We start from the raw sequence: 17,557 nt of genomic DNA on the forward strand, positions 1-17,557 counted from the left end.
CATAGGAAATTATTTTTTCTTTTTAAAATTGGGAATTTTAATTTCAGTTTCTTTTAGAAATTTCCAAATACGCTTTAAAGTTACTTTCCAGTCTTCTTTCTGTGGTTTGGTCGATATAGTTTTGCCGTTGACCTGTGATTCTTTAACTGGTTGAAGTTCGGAAACGGGTACAATCGCCGCAATGCCTAAGTCGATTTTGAGATATTTCTTTTTAATGATTTTGAAATCTATCTTTGCACCGAGTAGGCGTACTATTTCTAATATGATTGCCCATTTTACTTTTACAGGTGTTAGTGTATTGTAGTTTTCCATTAAATCGCTAAATAATCTTTGTGAAACTTTGGGATTACTATGAAATAGTAAAAATCGGAAGTGAACATTTCCTCTTAAATCTTGTGTGATAATCAAATCATTATGATTGAATTCTTTAAAAGGAGGAAAATCAACAAGTCTCACCACTACAGAGTTAATTAAATCTAAACTGTTATGGATTTCAGTCTCTGGGTTTACCTTAATCGAGTAAGTTATATCATCTTCTGGAATGACTTCATTGATGAAGGAAATAAAGTTTACTTGTTCTTTAAAAGGTACCTCTTTGAGTACTTCTAACCTCGAAAGTTCAATAATATCATCCATTACATTGTCAATGGATGATTGTACTTCGATCACTTCTTTTACTAGATTTTTATCCTTAGTTTTTTGAGTAGACTCTCTATAGGAAATCAACTTATCTTTCATGGATTTTAAGGGTCCTGAAATCATAGCATCCATGTAGTAAAAAATCTTTTCGCGAAGCGAATCTGCTTCTTTCAATCTTTCATATCGATTTTGAAGTTTTCGCTTCATCATCAGAAATTGAAATCTTAAAGCAAGAGTCATTAGAATTAGATAGACTAAAAAACTGGTTTCGAGAGAGGAATGAGAATTAAGATATCCTCTTTCGATTAAGATTTCTTTTAAAATGGAATAAAGTAAATAAACAAGAGCGAGCAAGTGAATGGCAGATCCCCTTGCCTGATCACGGAATTTTACAAATGTAACATAGATAGCATAACCAATCACAGCCAATAAATGAATGTCCCAATAACCGATAAAGTTATACCAAAATACGGGATTGTGCACTAAAGCAAAAACAGCGATAAAGAAAAATTGGGTTAGGAGGTAGATTCTTTGGTATTTAAAAGGTTTTAATTCAAAGAAATCCTGGATAAATTTAATAAAACCATAAGGAAGTATGAGTAAAAAAGTATACTCGATAAACTTTAATATAGCGAAATGATCGATTAAAAAGAATCGAACTTCATTTTTAGACAATTCATAGGCAGAAAATATAAGTGCTAGTATACTGAAGCTAAAGTATTCTTTTTTATCTCTTAGGTTAAAGAAATTAATAAAGAAGAACAAAGCGATAAAGAGATAAAATCCAACAAAGATAAGTTCGACTAGAGAATCATAAAGATTACCATTTAATGCTTCTTCGTAAGTTACAATGCGGATTGGCCCTGTGATAATTCCTGCAGAAGTGGAAAGTGAAGAATCGATTTTTATAATTAGGATATTTTCTCCATCTAACAATAAATCGTGAGGAATTGGGTAAATTCTTGGTCTACCGAAAGCAAATTCATCTGGATCTTTTCCGAATGCAGAATTGTTTTTTCCAATCAATACACCGTTGATAAATACTTCATCTGATTCGTAGATTTTTCCCAATTGTAGGGCTAATGACTTCTGGTGTTGTTCTGTGGTGATGTCAAAACTCTTTCTAACCCAAATGGATCCGCGATAACTTCTGTTTAAGTTCCTAAAATTACTAGGGACTGTAGTGATATCTAAGTTGTTGGCATTAAATTCATTGCTGAGGATATCGGCGTTATCGTTAAAATAAATCCCCCAGTCGTCCCCATCCAAACGTAATACAACTGTGTTTTCATTGGTTGAGCGAGAGCAATGAGAAACAAAGAAAAACAGAAATAATAATAGGATTCGGTTAAATTTAAAAAATTTCATTTTTTAGGTTTCTCCGGGATACGGATTGTGAATTTTGCTCCCATACCTTCGCTGGACTTTAAACTTACGGTTCCACCTAAAAATTTTGTCGTAGCTTCGACTAAAGTGAGTCCTATCCCTGCTCCAGGGATTTCATTTTTTTTGTCACGATATCCACGAACAAACTTTTGAAAGATTGTTTCCATCTCTAATTGGCTGAGACCCATGCCTTCATCCATAACAATGAGTTGGTGGTAACCATCGCGATTAAAAAATTCTATGCTAATGTCTGTTTTTGGATCTGTGTATTGGTAGGCATTTTCAATAAGGTTTCTTAAAATACAAAAAAATAGTTCTTTAGGGAAGTAGATTTCCAAGTCATTTGGTTTTACTTCGATTGAAGTTGTTTTTCTATGTTGTTCCAAATGATTTTCTACACTGGATACACAATTTCGAATTAACTCTGCTACAGAGAATGTTTCATAAAAAGGAATATATGTTCGATCTTCGAGTTTACGTAAGAGCATTGCTTCTTCTACCATATAACTCATGTAAGAAATATGGTCTTCTGCCTGTTTTACAGGGTCTAACTCTTGTTTTTGTCCAGATTTTGCTTTAGCTTTCTTTTTGGGTGCAGATTTCGTAGATACTTTTGTTTGTTCTTTGGAACTGTTTTTAACTGAGTTTGTTGATATATTGTCAATTGCCTTCTTGATTTTTTCCATTCCAGATTTGAACTCAGAGGATAAGTTGATTAGAAAGCCAGTTTTTACTCTTTCCATCTGGATTAGCTCTTTTTCTTGTTCGATAAAGTTTTCCAAACCCAAAACAATATCGTTCGAAAGTTGAATCGAAATCATTACAAGAAAAATCAAAAAACCTAAATACAATGTTCCCGGCATGGAGATAATTTCTAAAGCAGAAAGACTATCAATCAGGATGGTCGGCAACAAAGAGGCAATCCCAATGAGAATGTACTTCACCTTTGCAATGTTAGTTTTTCCATTATTTACAAATAAATAAATCACAAGTCCCATTGCCACTGGTAATGCATAGTTAAAAAGAGCAATGACCAAGATCCAAGTCTTTGGAGTTCTGAAAAACAGTGTGATGACAAATAAAGCAAAAAGAAATACTTCGTAAACTAGTAACACCATGTTTCTTTTCATCTTTAAATACTGGTGCATGAAGTTGATGAAAAATACGGGAAGGCAAATGAGAACTAAAAGTTCTGCAACATAAGACCAAGTAAAACTTTCAAATAAAATATCACGATGTTGAGTACGAATTAAAACATAAATTCCCATGAAAATAGAAAATAGAGCAAAGAAAAAGTTTTCTCCAGCTCGTCCGCGTACTATGGAACCTACTAAAAAATAAATCCCCATAAATATAAATACATATCCGCATACCATGGCAAAGATTTCTTTCGTAAAGACTGTTTCTCGTAACAGACGTTCTTTTGCAATTGTGGGAGCTTCTTTGAGTCCATTTAGATTGGTCGCAGCGTAAATGCGAATCGCCATTACGTTCAGGCCTGGTTTGAGAAGGTGAGTGGGTAAGGAATAAATTCTGATTTTTTGGAAGTCTACTTCCATTTTTGGCAAAACGGTTCCTGTTTTATCGATTAAAGTTCCATTGAGATAAAACTCATCAATATCTCGGATCCGACCGAGTTGAATCGCAACCGGTTCAACAGGTGTTGTATAGTTTTCTGGTAAATAAAAGGAACAACGATACCAGTGGTAGCCTGTTAGGTTTTCTGTTTTAGAAATTCCATAATCAGGAACCGATCTTTTGACCCAAAATGATTCCTCGACAGTTTCGTCACGCCAATCTAAGTTATCACCCTTTCTAAATAACCAATCTGTTTTTAAAACAATGGGTCTTTCGAAGGAAGTGATCATGGCCCCACAAGGTTCTGCCGCCAAACTGAAAAAAGCTGGCAACAAAACGAATGCGAACCCGAATACGAGCTTGAAAATACGGGTTTTCGAAATCATATCGGTTCGACGTTTCGAATGGCCTCTTCGATTTCTTTGAGCTGAGTAGAAATCCTTGCGTCGATAGCACCCACATCTGTTTCGATGATAACTCCACCGCGATCCACTCGAGAATCTTCGTAGATATTGACCTTGCGGAGAGATTCCATAAGTTTGATGAGTTCGTCTTTGTGCGCTGTCGTGAGTTCCAAGTCAGCAAAGTTAACACGAATATCAATTCGGTCACGATCTTTAATTCGTTTCATTGCTTCACGAATGTTATTAAGCACGATTTCTTTACGTTCAATGATTTCGTCTTTGATTACTTTTCTTGCGATCACAAGAATCATTTCTACCATTTGTTTTTCAGAGGCTGCAATCATCTCTTCCCTGATGTCAATCGCCTTACCAATGATAGTTCCTAATCGGTCAATGAGTCGTCTCACTTCCCCTTGGCCTTTTTTGAATCCAACTTCACGACCTGCATCGTAACCTTTTTGGTATGCTTCGTGTTCGATCTCAGCCTGTTTCATTTCGGCTTCTTTGATCATACGTTCGACTTCCATCTTCGCACGATCTAAGATTTGTTCCGCTTTGGCTCGGCCTGAGTCTTCTTCTAATTTAATTTTTTCTTTGGAGTCTTGCACCATTTGGAAGGCTTTGGTTCGTCCTTCTTCTTCAATGGCTTTGGCTTGTTTTTTAGCGTCTTCTAATAATTGCCGGACTTGTTCTTCCGTCTCTTGGCGATACCTTTGGAGTTCTGCTTCGATCTCTTCGATCGATGGTCCTTGGTATTGTTCGATGATATTCCCTTCTTGGTCTATCTCGAAGTCTTCTTGTTCGTCGGTCTTATGAAATTTTTTGTACTTATCAGGAAGTTGAATTTCAACTTCTTCTTGTAAGTCGGCAATTTGAATGGGTTTAAAAACTAGTTTTGCCATATCCTTACTTCAATCTCCAAAGTTTCACTTTGCCTTCATCCATTGCTTCGCGCAAACGATCTAAGATTCCCTTTTGGGCTTCTTCAATCTCCGCAAGCGAAACTGGACCTAACGAATCCCATTCGATCTTTATTTCTTTCACAAGCCAAGATTCCAAATTGGAATATACTTGATCACGAAATTCTGTCTCCACTCCTTTCAATGCACAAGCAAGGACAAGAGGATGGATCTCAGAAAAGAACCGAGTGAGGCTCGTCCTTCCTAAATGAAGGAGGTCTTCCAAACGAAAGTAGTGTTCTACTATAGTTTCGGCATATTCTGGGCTTTTTTTCTGAATTCGTTCAATTAAATTTTGAGAGGGTAAAAAAGGAAGCCTTGTGAGAATTTCCCCCGCTGTTTTTGCCTTGCGACTGCGAATTTTGGAAACCGGCATTTTTTTCTGGATGAGCTCCATTTTGAACCGGAGGAAACGCTCCAATTGGTCCCTTTCCCGATCCGAATGGTAATCAATTTCGGAAAGAGCTAAAATGATATCTTCTCTATGGTTTTCCGGATATTCAGCCAAAACCTCCGAAGCCGTTTCTGGGTCTGAAAAACTTAAGACCCGGGCCACGACCTCGGAGGATTCGTCCATGGTCAGGTTTTTGAGCATTTCCAAAGAATAAGTCGGAAGTTCCGGCCAGAGGGGAGCTGGCGACTTGGAATCTTCCTCTTTTAAGATTTCTTGGAGGAGCGAATACAACTCATTTGTATCTGGATGTTCGCTCTGCGCATATTTCCCGCTACCACTCAAGGATTGGGGAGTATAGTCGTTATTCGTAAAACCGCTGTCGATAGGTGAATTTCCGAATGCGGGTTCGGTTTTCCCCGCTGGTTTGGAGGAATATGCGTTATTCGTATAACCCCCGCCGGAGGTTCCACCCTGGCCCGGACGAACAGGATGATTGTTGTTATTCGTATATCCGCTCAACCCGTCGCTGCCTGACTGGTTCGGGTTTCGTGAGTTCCCTTGGTTTCCTTTTTTTTGGAGGAACCTTGTAAAGGAGAGTAGGATGTCTTTTTCCTGACCCTTGGTTGGAGATGGGTTGGACTCCACCTTTAAGAGAAGGGACTCAATTTCGGAATCACTCAAATGAGAGAACACTTCATCCGGTAAATAGCGGCCTAAGATTTGGTAGGCAAAGGCGGCTTTATTGGGTCCGGACGGAGTTTTCATTTAGGTGACATAATAACTTAGCGTGACAGCCGTACAAACCAAAAAATATTATTTTTTTTATTTAGAAAACTTCCTTTTCAAATTCTTGTCCTTCGAGTCTCTGAAGGTTAGGGATGACCCGTCAGACATTCATTTATCTTTCCATTGCATTTTTGGCAACGGCTTGTCGTATGGTTGCTCCCTCACCTAAAATCGAATCGGGTGAATTGGATTTGCGAAAATTTCCTTTTGAGTCGGGGGCCGCTATGGCCCTACAAGGGGATTGGAAATTTTTTCCAGGACAATTGAATGTTCCAGAAGATGCAGATTCACCCAATAGTCTTCCTGTACCTTCCCTTTGGAACCAAATGCCATTGCGATCGGGGATTCAAAATGGTAAGGGGTATGGAACTTATGTTTTAGAGATTAAACTTCCGGAAGAAAATCAAATATACTCCGTTTATTTACCTGAAGCCAGGACCTCTTTTAAGCTAATGGCAGGTAACAGAAGTTTGTTGTCTGGTGTCCCTGGTCTTACAAAAGAAACAACGACACCAAGTGCCCAAGGTCAAAGTTTTACGACTGTAACAAAAGATCACCTTCAAATCCGGATAGAGGTAAGTAATTTCCATCACAAAGAGGGTGGGCTCCCTAATGCACCGGTCTTTGGTCTTGCAGAAAGTGTTCAAAATTATATATTAGCTCAAAGTACCGTTGATTTAGCATTAACGGGTGCTATCTTTATGTTTGGTTTATACCATTTCATTTTATTCTTTTATAGAAAAAAACAGAGAGAAGCTTTTTATTTCGGGTTTTTCTGTTTGGTATTTGCTGCAAGGATTCCTTTCATTGGGAGTAAAACTATTTATGCCATGTTTCCTGGTATCCCTTGGGAATTAGTGATATATGTAGAGTATGCCTCCGTTTTCGTCCTGGGGATTTTGTTTTTATGGTTTGTGGATGGTCTTTTCCCTCGTTTTATTGATACTAAAATCATTTTATACTTTAGCGCCTACGTACAGTTTATGTTAGTTTATGGTTTGATCATAAAACCGGAAGTCTACACTCAATTTGAAATAGTTTTTCAAATATTGGGTATAGTTTACGCAGTTTTTTTGGGAATCCGTTTGTCTCAAATGGTAATCAAAGGTCTACCAGAAGCCGGAATTTTCTTTTTAGGGTATTTGGTTTTATTTGTTGGATTTGTGTATGATGTTTTTCTCGCCTACAGTGGAGAAGGGGAATCCATTTTCTCTCAAATTGCGGTCTTTTTATTTTTCGGAGTGCAATCCACTATTGTTACACTTCGTACGGCAAGAAACTTTCGCAAAAAACTTTTGTTAAAAGAAGAGTTTGAAATTATTAATGAACATTTTATTTTAACAAACCGTTTTTATGCAAAGTTTATTCCCCGTGATTTTTTGACCCACCTAGACAAAGAAAGTATCGAAGAGGTTCGGTTAGGTGATAGTAGCGAAAGAGAAATTACAGTTTTGTTTGCCGATATTTGGGAATATTGGGATATTATTTATTCTATACCTCTTGAAAATAGAATGTTATTTACCAATTCTTATTTAGGAAGAATTGGGCCATGTGTTCGTAAAAATAATGGCTTTATTGATAAATACATTGGAAGCGCCATCATGGCATTATTCGATGGTGGAATTCAAAACTCAATCAAGGCCGCTGAAGATATCCAATGGGAATTAGAAAAGTACAATGAACGTCGGAAAACTTTAGGATATTTGCCATTACATGCTGGAATTGGAATCCATTCAGGTGATACCATGCTTGGAATTTTGGGAGAGGAAGAAAGATTTGAATCAACAGTGATTTCGGATACAGTTAATCTTTCGAGTCGAATCCAGGGTCTAACAAAAAAATATGGAGCAAGAATACTTGTCAGTGTAACATCGCTTATGTTACATGAAGATTTGGATACAATTCCCTATCGAATTTTGGATTTTGTGCGAGTTCAGGGCAAACAAGAATCAGTAATGATTGCTGAGGTTTTGATCCCCGGTATCGATATTATTTCTAATAAAAAAATCGAGAATAAAGAAGAGTTTGAAGCTGGGATTTTTGATTATGAACGCGCCAATTTCGTATCCGCTTTAGAAAAATTTCGCGCGGTATTTGCAAACAATCCAGATGATTTGGCTGCGCAAATTTATATTGAAAGATGTGAGTATTACCAAACTGCAGAAGTAGGTGGAGATTGGGATGGAGTTTCTGCATGGGAAAAATAATGAAGACCATCCCGTTCAGTTTTTTATTTCTTATTTCTGCATTTTTATTTTTATCTTGTAGTTTTGATTCTTCTCCCGAAGCAGTGAAAGGATATTTAGAACTTCCTTTTTCTTATGTAAAAGATGGGAAAAAACTTTCTACAGGTGGTGAATGGGAATTCTATTGGGGGGAAATTTACGGTGAAAGTTTATTCGAAAAAATAAAGGAACCTAATAAAACTTATGTTAAAGTTCCTTCTTCCTGGAATTCTTATCGACCGGAAGGAGAAGGTGGAGACGGCTTTGCTGTATTTCGCCTAACATTAAAACTACCGGATCCAAAAATTCGTTATTATCTGCGAGTCCAGCCAGCAACGAGTTCCTATGAACTCTATATCAATCGCCAGAAAATCGCAAGTTCTGGAAAGGTGGGAACAGATGAGCTGAGTGCCATTCCCAAATATCAAATCCAATATGTATCCTTTCAACCAGATGATTACGAACAAGAAATACTCCTTGTGGTTAGCAATTTTCACCATGCTCGGGGTGGGTACAGAAAACCAATTGACATTGGAACCAAAGAAGTCATTCAAAACGAATCGTTAATTTATTCTGCGGGTGAAGTATTTGTATTTGGTGCCATGTTGACTATGGCTCTTTACCAACTAACAGTTTTTCTCTTTCGCAGAGAAGAAAAAAGTTCTCTTTTCTTCTCTTTGTTTTGTCTGTTTACTGGACTGCGACTTGTTGTCCTCGATAACTACTATATTGTTTATGCATTTCCAGATTTTTCCTGGCACTGGATGCAAGTATTAGATTACACATCGGCTCCTCTGCTTGTCTGTTTTTTCTTAGGATATTTAAAGAGTTTGTTTCCTGGAAAATCAGAAGTTCCTAAGTGGATGTTATATTCTTGTTGGAGTATAACTGCTTGTTATGTGTCCTTTGTGGTTTTGACAGATGCTAAACTTTTCACCAAAACAAACATTTTTTCACAAGTGGTGATCCTATTTTTTAGTGTTTGTTCTTTTTATGTGATCCTTAAGATCTATCGACAAAGAAAGAGAGATAGTAGTTTAGTATTTTATGGATCACTGCTACTTATGCTTGGGTCTACTCACGATTTGATGGCAGGGAATTATTGGTTTCAATCGCAACCTTTTATGCCGTTTTCTCTTTTTGTGTTTTTTTTGTTCCAGAGTATCCTTCTTGCGAGAAGGAATGCTCGGTTTTATTCTTCTATGGATACGCTAACAAATGAGTTAATAGAAGTAAACAATCGACTTGAATCATCTAATCATGTGTATGCGAAGTTTGTACCTATGCGACTCATTCAGTTGTTTTCACAACAATCCAAATCCAGAGTTAAACGTGGAGATTTTATCGTAAAACAGATGTCCGTATTATCTTCAGATATTCGTGATTTTACAGCTATCTCTGAAGCTCTAAGTCCTGAGGAAACATTTCTTTTTCTGAATGATTATTTGCGCCAAGTGGGGCCTATTATCAGATCCCACAATGGATTTATAGAAAAGTATGTGGGAGATGCCATCTTAGCTTTGTTTGAAAGACAACCAGAAGATGCACTATCGGCAGCGATTGAAATGCACAAAACTACTGCAAGGTGGAACAAAGAGGAAAGGTCTCACCGCGTTGCTGAAATTCAGATTGGGGTAGGAATTCATTTTGGAGAACTTATGCTCGGTATTATTGGTGAAGAACAAAGGATTGAGTCTGCTGTCCTTTCTGACTCTATGGGTGTTGCCAATTCTTTGGAATCAATGACCAAAAAATACGGCGCCAAAATTATCATTAGTCTCGATGCATTACTCGAATTACACCATCCAGATTCTTATCCTCACCGTTTGTTAGATTTTATTAAGATTCCAGCGAAACAAAAGTTAATTGGAATTGCCCAAGTTTTGGTGGAGGGTGTGGAAGAATCCTTTGAAATAAAGTTAAAAACTAAGGATCAGTTCGAAGATAGTGTGAATTTATTTTGGGACGGGGATTTTGAAAGGGCCGGGATCGGATTTCGGGCGATTGTGGGAATGGATCCTTCTGACAAAGCGGCCAAATTATATCTGGAACGCACCGAATTGTATGCGCAAAACGGCACACCACCCGGATTTGGGAAGGGGTTTTTGGCATAAAAAAGACATAGATTCGCCCCGTTTCTTGAAAAAGTTCTTGAACTTCCTCTCTAAATGAACGAGAGTCAGTAATACGGAGATTCCCATGACCCAAGCCACTCTTACACAAGCCCCTACCACTGGAAAGGCTGTGATCCAAACCAAAAGTTTTACTCCATCTGATATTGACCGTATTTTCAAGGCGCAGAAGGCAAAGGCTTTGGAACTTCGATTATCGAATTTCAAAACTCGCATTGTAAAACTAAAGAAACTAAAAGACGCTGTCCTTAAATACCAAAAAGACATCCAAACGGCACTCCATTCTGATTTTAAAAAATCATCTGGCGAAGTCGATATTACAGAAATTCTTCCTACGATTGCCGAAATCAATGATGCCATCCGCCATGTAAAACATTGGATGCGCCCAAAAAACGTAATGACACCACCCACTTTACTTGGGGCAACCAGTCGTATCGTTTATGAGCCCAAAGGTGTTTGCCTCATCATTGCTCCATGGAACTATCCATTTCATCTAGCGATTGCCCCTTTGGCTGCTGCGATCGCTGCGGGTAACACTGTGATGTTAAAACCTTCCGAGTTCACTCCACATACTGCCGATGTCATTAAATTAATGTTAAGTGAAGTGTTCTCCGAAGAGGAAGTTGCTGTATTTGAAGGTGATGTTGCTGTTGCCACAGCCCTTCTTGAAGTGCCTTTCGATCATATCTTTTTTACTGGCTCTACTCCTGTGGGTAAAATTGTTATGACAGCAGCGGCAAAAAACCTCACAAGCGTAACGCTTGAATTGGGTGGGAAGTCGCCTTCAATTGTTGCAGAAGATGCCGATATGAAAGTGGCTGCGGAAAGGATCATGTGGGGAAAATTTTTAAATGCCGGCCAAACCTGTGTGGCCCCCGATTACCTTTTGATTCCTGAATCCAAAGTAGACGAATTTGTAAAAAATGCAAAGGAAACAACAGAAAATTTCTTTAAATCCAAACCTGAAAATTTTACAGCAAGTGCAGATTTTTGCCGTATCGTGAATGCAAAGAACTTTGGAAGAGTGTCTTCTTATATAGAAGATGCGGTGAAAAAAGGTGCCAAAATTGCTTATGGTGGAGAAACAAGAAGTTCTGATAACTTTATTTCACCAACCATTCTTACGAATGTGTCTTTAGATGCTCGTATTATGGAAGATGAAATTTTTGGACCACTCCTTCCAATCATTACTTACAAAACTTTGGATGAAGCCATCCACATCATCAACGAAAAACCGAAACCATTGGCTTTGTATATTTTCACAAAAAAGAGAAGTACATCTAAATATGTCTTACGTAGAACCAGTTCCGGTGGGGCAGTGATCAATGATGTCATCCTTCACTTAGTGAATCCAAACCTACCTTTTGGTGGAGTGAATCATTCTGGGCATGGTAGTTACCACGGAATTTTTGGTTTTAAAACTTTTTCTCATGAAAGATCTGTTTTACAAACTCCAAAGGCATCCATCGCTAAGTTGATGTATCCACCTTACTCTGGTTTTGTGAGACTTATGGTGAAGTTAACCACTAAATTTTTCGTTTAGTCTAATTTCGCATTAGGGATAAAACACTCCTGGGGAATACTCGGGAGTGCACCTCATAAATCCGCTACAAAATCTCAGTAACTCCTCATCCCTTTATCAATGTTCTCGTTTTTTAGAAAGTACTGATAAATATCAATTCCTAAAATGATTCTAATTCAGTGACATCGCACTAGTGATTATTTTTGTGGAATTATGCAAAAGGATTACTCCGCACATTTAGATTCCTTACGAATCACATGGTTAAGTGAACCTTTCCATCTCGGAATTCCCATCATTGACTTACAACATGTTTGGTTGGTTCATATCATCCTTGAATTAGAAGAAACCATTGTTGATTCCGAAAAAGATGGAGCTGATGTTGATGTTCATTCGTCCTTTCGAAAAGCTTTGGACTATGTGGCAGAACATTTTGCATTAGAAGAAGATATCTTGGAACATTTTAACTATCCCAAATTTTCAGAACATATCCAAGGCCACCGCAAATTTGTTGAACGGTTAACGGAAAAATACTATGAAGCAAAAGATAGCCAAATGGCTGCCTTGGGTATTTTACAAATTCTCAAAAAATGGCTTTTCCAACATATCTTACATGATGATACCGATTATGCAGAGTTCTTTAAAGCAAGTGGTGTTGATTTAAAATCTTACTGTAATGAAATTTTAAAGTCTGGTAAATATCCGATTTCCAAAGAACAACTTTTGATTTATCAAAACATTGTACAAATGGATACAACACATATTTCACTTCACGAACAATCTATTGATACCATTCAAGAAATCAGAAATATTTGGAAAACATATAATCTTTCTACAGGAATTCCTATCATTGATTTACAACACATTTGGCTTTTGAAAATGATTGTTGAATTAGATCATTCACTAAAGTTAGGTGATAGTGCTAGCGATACCTTCCATAAGGTCATAACCGCCGCCATTGAATATACAAAAGATCATTTTGGTGTGGAAGATAAAATTATGCGTTACTTTCGATATACTGATGTGGTCAACCATATGAACCAACACAAACGGTTTATTGATTTTATCAAAACAAGAAACGATGAATTTAAATTAGGAAATCCGCGGGCTGGATTACATTTGGTCCAGGACTTACGAAATTGGCTTTTGTCCCATATTGCCCTTGAGGATAAAAAAATTGGTCTGGCTTTTGAATCTCGAGTGCGGGAACTTTCTGAGTTTACAAAAAAACTACACCAAACTGGCGAAATTAGCATCTCTCGGGAGCAAAAAAACCTATATAAACTGGTAATGCAAACGGCTCCAGACCCGCTAGATTAATTTCTGTCGGAAATTGAATTGCCAGGTTCATTTTCCGGGAAAATCCTGTTTTCAAACCCATGGAATACGAAGTCATCATCGGTCTGGAAGTTCACGTCCAGCTCAACACTCTATCTAAAATTTTTTCTACGGCCACAAACGAATTCGGTGGTAGCCCCAATACTCATATTTCAACACTTTGTGTGGCATTACCTGGCACATTGCCAGTGTTAAACGAAGTGGTTCTCGAAAAAGCCGTTCGTGCCGGTGTTGCTCTTGGATGTGAGATCACACGTTTTACAAAGTTCGACCGTAAAAATTATTTTTACCCTGATCTACCGAAAGGATATCAGATTTCTCAGTTTGATAAACCCTATGCAACGCAAGGTGGAATCCATATCAAATTGAAAGGGGAAACAGAAGAAAAGTTCATCCCCCTCACTCGTATTCATATGGAAGAGGATGCGGGAAAACTAATCCATTCTCATGATCCATCCATCAACAGGTCTTATGTAGATTACAATCGTGCAGGAACCCCTCTCATTGAAATTGTTTCGGAACCTGACTTACGTTCTTCTGATGAAGCTTATGTTTATTTGAATGAACTAAAAACAATCTTAAGATACATTCAAGTATCGGATTGTAATATGGAAGAAGGGTCACTTCGTTGTGATGCCAACGTTTCCATTCGACATATTGGTGAAAAAGGTTTTCGAACTCGGGTAGAAATTAAAAACCTTAACTCTTTTAAGGCCGTAAAACAGGCGATAGACTATGAAATTGAATGGCAAAAGGATGTGTATTCTCGTGGTGAGTCATTTCGTCAGATGACAAAACTTTGGGATGCTACTTTACTCAAAACCATTCCTATGCGTTCCAAAGAAATGAGCCATGACTATCGTTATTTCCCTGAGCCAGATCTACCAACCATTCAAATTTCTGATTCTTTTATTGAAGACATTCGTAAAACTTTACCTGAACTTCCTAGACAAAAAAAAGAAAGATACAAAACAGAACTGGGACTTCCTGATTATGATGCTGAAGTGCTTACGAGCGAACGTGAAATTGCTGAATACTTTGAAGAAGCACTTCTCGTCTCGGGGGATGCTAAAAAAACATCCAACTGGGTAAAGGATGAAATCCTTGGAATCGTAAACAAAGAAAACATTTCCATTCAGGAATTTGCCATTGATCCATTACGTATTGGTAAACTTGTGAAACTCATCAATTCAGGAGAGATCACTGGAAAAATCGCAAAATCTATCTTCGAAGATATGCTAACCACGAAAGACCAACCGGAAGCCATTGTGGAATCCAAAGGTTTAAAAGTAGTTCGGGATGACAAAGCATTAGAAGAAATTGTAATACGAGTGATTGAGGCTCAACCAGAATCCGTTGAAGGTTGGAAAAACGGAAAAGATCGTGTGCTTGGTGCTATCGTTGGTGGAGTCATGAAAGAAACTAAAGGCAAGGCAGACCCAAAACTTGTGAATGAACTGATTCTTGCTAAGTTGGGTCCACTCGGCGAAAAAAAGAAGGTATAGTCTTTCTGCAACGGCAAGCTCTAGATAACGATAGGCAGAGGAATTAACGGGTTCGCTCTGCCGTTTGGCGGATGTTAGACTATCTCTATTTTGTGTACTGATCCGAAGTCTACAGGGGATTTGAATGCTTCTTCGTATGGAGTTCCGAACTGTTTACAAAGAACTGCTCGAATAGGACCTGAGTGGCAAACAACAATGAGGGATCGTAGCGATTGATTGTTGTTTGTTTCCCAATGGGTTCGTAAGTTTCCACCTTCTTTCCAATCTTCTATAAAAGCATTCATTCGAAAGATTAGATCGGTAAAGGCTTCTCCTCCGGGGGTCCTGGCATTGACGAAGTCTTTCATCCAGGGGATGGTTTCTTTTCTTGGAATTTCTTCCCAAAGTTTCCCATCCCAATCTCCAAAATTCATTTCCCACAAACGTTCGTCAGTTGGAATTAAGGAATGATCTGCCTTGGAAAGGTTGTATTTAGCTAGAAGTGCGGAAGATAGTTTTAAGGCTCGGGGTGCGGGACTTGAGAGGAAATGGTCAAAGTTTGGCGGTAAATGAGGAAAAGTAGAATCTGCTGTATCTTCCACAGGGTATTTGAGAGGGAAGTCGGTTCGGCCATAACAAGTTCCTTTGGGAGCTATCGTTTCTGGATGGCGAATTAAATAGAGGTCCATACAAACACTCCCGAAATCCACAGGCAAGTTTCTACTACTTGTTGGACTGCTCCTAAACAGTCGCCCGTAAAGCCGTCAATCCAACGTTTCATCAGAGAATACATATAGTATAGACTGGGGATGATAAGAATCAAACTTAAGAAAAAGTGGGGATGTTGGTATGACAGAAGTAGAAAAGGAACTAGTCCTCCTATACTTGCGAAGAAAGTTTGTGGCCAGGTAATTTCTTTTGCCATTGGTTTTGCATAACCTTCTTCTTTAGCATAGGGAAGGAGTTTCATCATAAGGACTGAAAAAAATCGACTCAGACTATGTGCTGAAATAAAGTATAACCAAATTGTAATTAGCTGATTGGTCCCCAAAAATTGTAATTGGCTTAAGCGAAATCCAGTGGTTGCAAGGGACTCGGAGGCACCTAAAATTTTTAGAACGAGTAGTATACAGATCCCGGCAGCTCCAAAACTGCCAACACGACTATCTTTCATGATCCGAAGGATATCTTCCCTTTTCCAACCTCCTCCAATCCCGTCACAAAAATCAGAAAACCCATCTTCGTGAAAGGCACCCGTTAGGATTAATAAAAATCCTAACGAGATGACAAAGGCAATACTGGGACCAAAAAACAATTGGAAAATCAAATAAACAAACCATTGTAAGGTTCCGAGTATGATTCCCACTGTTGGTGAATATTTGATTGATTTATGTAACCATTCCTCTTGAAAACCAATCCACTGAGGAGAGGGAATTCTGGAAAGAAAAGACAAACAAACAAAGAATAGGCGAATTTCTCTTAATAAAAAATGCATATAATATTTTATTTTGAATCCGAATTGCTAACACCAGCATCAGCGAAAGAAGACATTTCATTGAGAAATTTAACACTTAGTTCAATGAGTGGATAAGCTGCAAGAGCACCACTACCTTCACCTAAACGAAGATTGAGCCTAAGAAGCGGTTTTATTTTCCAATGTTCTAAAACTACAGTATGTCCCTCTTCTTCGGATAGATGTGAAAAAATGGCGTAGTCCTTTACTGTTGGGTTCAGTGCAAATGCAATCGCAAATGCAGCTGTTGCGATAAAACCATCCACAACAAATGTTTTTCTTTGTGCAGCCACTCCAATCATCGCACCTGCCATCATTCCAATTTCAAATCCACCAAATTCAGAAAGTATTTCTAATGGATCGTTTAGTTTTCCTGTTCTGCCAAACGCTTCAGAAAGGATTTTAAACTTATTTTCTTTTCCGCTATTATTTAGACCTGTACCTTTTCCTACAAGTTTTCTTAGAGGAATGTCTGTTAGATGAGATAGAATCAGAGATGCTGCTGAAGTATTCCCAATTCCCATTTCGCCAAATAAAAATACGTTGGTATCTTGGTATTGTTCTTCCGCTAGAAGTTCAATCCCATTCAAAATGGTTTCTTTCGCCTCATCCAGCGACATAGCCTTCGATTTTAGAAAATTGGAAGTTCCTTTTCGAATTTTTCTTTCGATAGGTTTTGGGGCATTTTCTGCCCAATCGTGATCGACACCTGCATCCACAACTTCCATTTCGATATGACTGTGTTTGGCAAAGACATTGGCGCAGGCACCACCAGATAAAAAATTCAAAACCATCTGCCATGTCACATCTTTAGGATATAAGGAGACTGGTTCTTCCGTTATTCCATGATCCGCTGCAAAAAGGATGAGCTTCGGATTTTTTAGTTCGGGCGAAAGCGTATTTTGGATTTCTGCCAATTGCAGGGCGATGGTTTCCAAATCTCCCAAGGAACCCAAAGGTTTGGTTTTATTGTCAATTTTACTGCGGATGGATCTTCGCAAAACATCGGTTACGGGAGAAATGGAGGGTAGGGAAAATGGTGACATAAACAAAACCAGTCTAACCGAGCCGGTATCCGCTTCCATCGTTTTTGGGCTTGGACGGGGCAGGGAGGTTTGGGATTTGGCTATTTGGGCCAAAAAAAATCCGATATTCCCTGCTTGGGGCGCTTTACGTGGGAACCCATCGGAGTTACTATGT

12 protein-coding genes are annotated in these 17,557 nt (G+C 38.3%); 5 read left to right on the plus strand and 7 right to left on the minus strand.

Translation table 11 applies throughout. The annotated features are described in order from the left end of the window. Positions 1-9: 9 nt before the first annotated feature. Genes JWG40_RS09905 through JWG40_RS09920 form a run of 4 tightly spaced genes read right to left on the minus strand, consistent with a single transcriptional unit; the run spans position 10 to position 6,125 of the window. Positions 10-2,007 carry a 7TM-DISM domain-containing protein gene (locus JWG40_RS09905; protein ID WP_205285654.1) on the minus strand — a complete coding sequence of 666 codons (1,998 nt, stop codon included), beginning with the start codon at positions 2,005-2,007 and terminating at the stop codon, positions 10-12. Continuing rightward, entirely contained in the window at positions 2,004-3,989 is a 1,986-nt protein-coding gene (locus JWG40_RS09910; protein ID WP_205285655.1) for a sensor histidine kinase, read from the minus strand. Before JWG40_RS09910 ends, JWG40_RS09905 begins: the two co-directional genes overlap by 4 nt. After that, a complete protein-coding gene (fliH, locus tag JWG40_RS09915; protein WP_002973208.1) occupies positions 3,986-4,909 on the minus strand; it encodes a flagellar assembly protein FliH in 924 nt (307 codons plus the stop codon). Before fliH ends, JWG40_RS09910 begins: the two co-directional genes overlap by 4 nt. A gap of 4 nt (positions 4,910-4,913) precedes the next feature. Then, positions 4,914-6,125, minus strand: coding sequence for a FliG C-terminal domain-containing protein (locus JWG40_RS09920; RefSeq protein ID WP_205285656.1), 1,212 nt, complete (start codon positions 6,123-6,125; stop codon positions 4,914-4,916). A 113-nt stretch (positions 6,126-6,238) separates the two neighbouring features. Between JWG40_RS09920 and JWG40_RS09925 the strand changes: the two genes are divergently transcribed. The 5 genes from JWG40_RS09925 (at position 6,239) to gatB (ending at position 14,865) form a co-directional block, all read left to right on the plus strand. Further along, positions 6,239-8,353 carry an adenylate/guanylate cyclase domain-containing protein gene (locus JWG40_RS09925; RefSeq protein ID WP_205285657.1) on the plus strand — a complete coding sequence of 705 codons (2,115 nt, stop codon included), beginning with the start codon at positions 6,239-6,241 and terminating at the stop codon, positions 8,351-8,353. Next, positions 8,341-10,485 (plus strand): adenylate/guanylate cyclase domain-containing protein, encoded by a 2,145-nt coding sequence (locus tag JWG40_RS09930; RefSeq protein ID WP_205285658.1) that lies wholly within the window; start codon positions 8,341-8,343, stop codon positions 10,483-10,485. The genes JWG40_RS09925 and JWG40_RS09930 overlap by 13 nt, the downstream gene beginning before the upstream one ends. Before the next feature lie 85 nt (positions 10,486-10,570). After that, the gene (locus JWG40_RS09935) at positions 10,571-12,046 is read left to right on the plus strand and encodes an aldehyde dehydrogenase family protein (RefSeq protein WP_205285659.1); all 1,476 of its coding nucleotides are present in this window, start codon (positions 10,571-10,573) and stop codon (positions 12,044-12,046) included. Positions 12,047-12,238: 192 nt separating this feature from the next. Further along, a complete protein-coding gene (locus tag JWG40_RS09940) occupies positions 12,239-13,342 on the plus strand; it encodes a bacteriohemerythrin (protein WP_205285660.1) in 1,104 nt (367 codons plus the stop codon). A 59-nt stretch (positions 13,343-13,401) separates the two neighbouring features. Then, positions 13,402-14,865, plus strand: coding sequence for an Asp-tRNA(Asn)/Glu-tRNA(Gln) amidotransferase subunit GatB (gene gatB, locus JWG40_RS09945; RefSeq protein WP_205285661.1), 1,464 nt, complete (start codon positions 13,402-13,404; stop codon positions 14,863-14,865). 74 nt (positions 14,866-14,939) lie between these two features. On the opposite strand, the gene JWG40_RS09950 is transcribed toward gatB, so the two are convergent. The 3 genes from JWG40_RS09950 to cobT are packed head-to-tail and all read right to left on the minus strand — an operon-like array spanning position 14,940 to position 17,403. After that, positions 14,940-15,533: a histidine phosphatase family protein gene (locus JWG40_RS09950; protein ID WP_205285662.1), complete on the minus strand. Its 594-nt coding sequence runs from the start codon at positions 15,531-15,533 to the stop codon at positions 14,940-14,942. Continuing rightward, positions 15,518-16,339, minus strand: coding sequence for an adenosylcobinamide-GDP ribazoletransferase (locus tag JWG40_RS09955; protein WP_205285663.1), 822 nt, complete (start codon positions 16,337-16,339; stop codon positions 15,518-15,520). Before JWG40_RS09955 ends, JWG40_RS09950 begins: the two co-directional genes overlap by 16 nt. Positions 16,340-16,347: 8 nt before the next feature. Further along, entirely contained in the window at positions 16,348-17,403 is a 1,056-nt protein-coding gene (cobT, locus tag JWG40_RS09960) for a nicotinate-nucleotide--dimethylbenzimidazole phosphoribosyltransferase (protein ID WP_205285664.1), read from the minus strand. Positions 17,404-17,557 lie beyond the last annotated feature (154 nt).

The organism is Leptospira abararensis (assembly GCF_016918735.1).
Classification (GTDB): domain Bacteria; phylum Spirochaetota; class Leptospiria; order Leptospirales; family Leptospiraceae; genus Leptospira_A; species Leptospira_A abararensis.

Coding starts and splice junctions, on each gene's coding strand:
- JWG40_RS09905 (WP_205285654.1), bottom strand. CDS start 2,007: ATGAAATTTTTTAAATTTAACCGAATCCTATTATTATTTCTGTTTTTC.
- JWG40_RS09910 (WP_205285655.1), bottom strand. CDS start 3,989: ATGATTTCGAAAACCCGTATTTTCAAGCTCGTATTCGGGTTCGCATTC.
- fliH (WP_002973208.1), bottom strand. CDS start 4,909: ATGGCAAAACTAGTTTTTAAACCCATTCAAATTGCCGACTTACAAGAA.
- JWG40_RS09920 (WP_205285656.1), bottom strand. CDS start 6,125: ATGAAAACTCCGTCCGGACCCAATAAAGCCGCCTTTGCCTACCAAATC.
- JWG40_RS09925 (WP_205285657.1), top strand. CDS start 6,239: ATGACCCGTCAGACATTCATTTATCTTTCCATTGCATTTTTGGCAACG.
- JWG40_RS09930 (WP_205285658.1), top strand. CDS start 8,341: ATGGGAAAAATAATGAAGACCATCCCGTTCAGTTTTTTATTTCTTATT.
- JWG40_RS09935 (WP_205285659.1), top strand. CDS start 10,571: ATGACCCAAGCCACTCTTACACAAGCCCCTACCACTGGAAAGGCTGTG.
- JWG40_RS09940 (WP_205285660.1), top strand. CDS start 12,239: ATGCAAAAGGATTACTCCGCACATTTAGATTCCTTACGAATCACATGG.
- gatB (WP_205285661.1), top strand. CDS start 13,402: ATGGAATACGAAGTCATCATCGGTCTGGAAGTTCACGTCCAGCTCAAC.
- JWG40_RS09950 (WP_205285662.1), bottom strand. CDS start 15,533: ATGGACCTCTATTTAATTCGCCATCCAGAAACGATAGCTCCCAAAGGA.
- JWG40_RS09955 (WP_205285663.1), bottom strand. CDS start 16,339: ATGCATTTTTTATTAAGAGAAATTCGCCTATTCTTTGTTTGTTTGTCT.
- cobT (WP_205285664.1), bottom strand. CDS start 17,403: ATGTCACCATTTTCCCTACCCTCCATTTCTCCCGTAACCGATGTTTTG.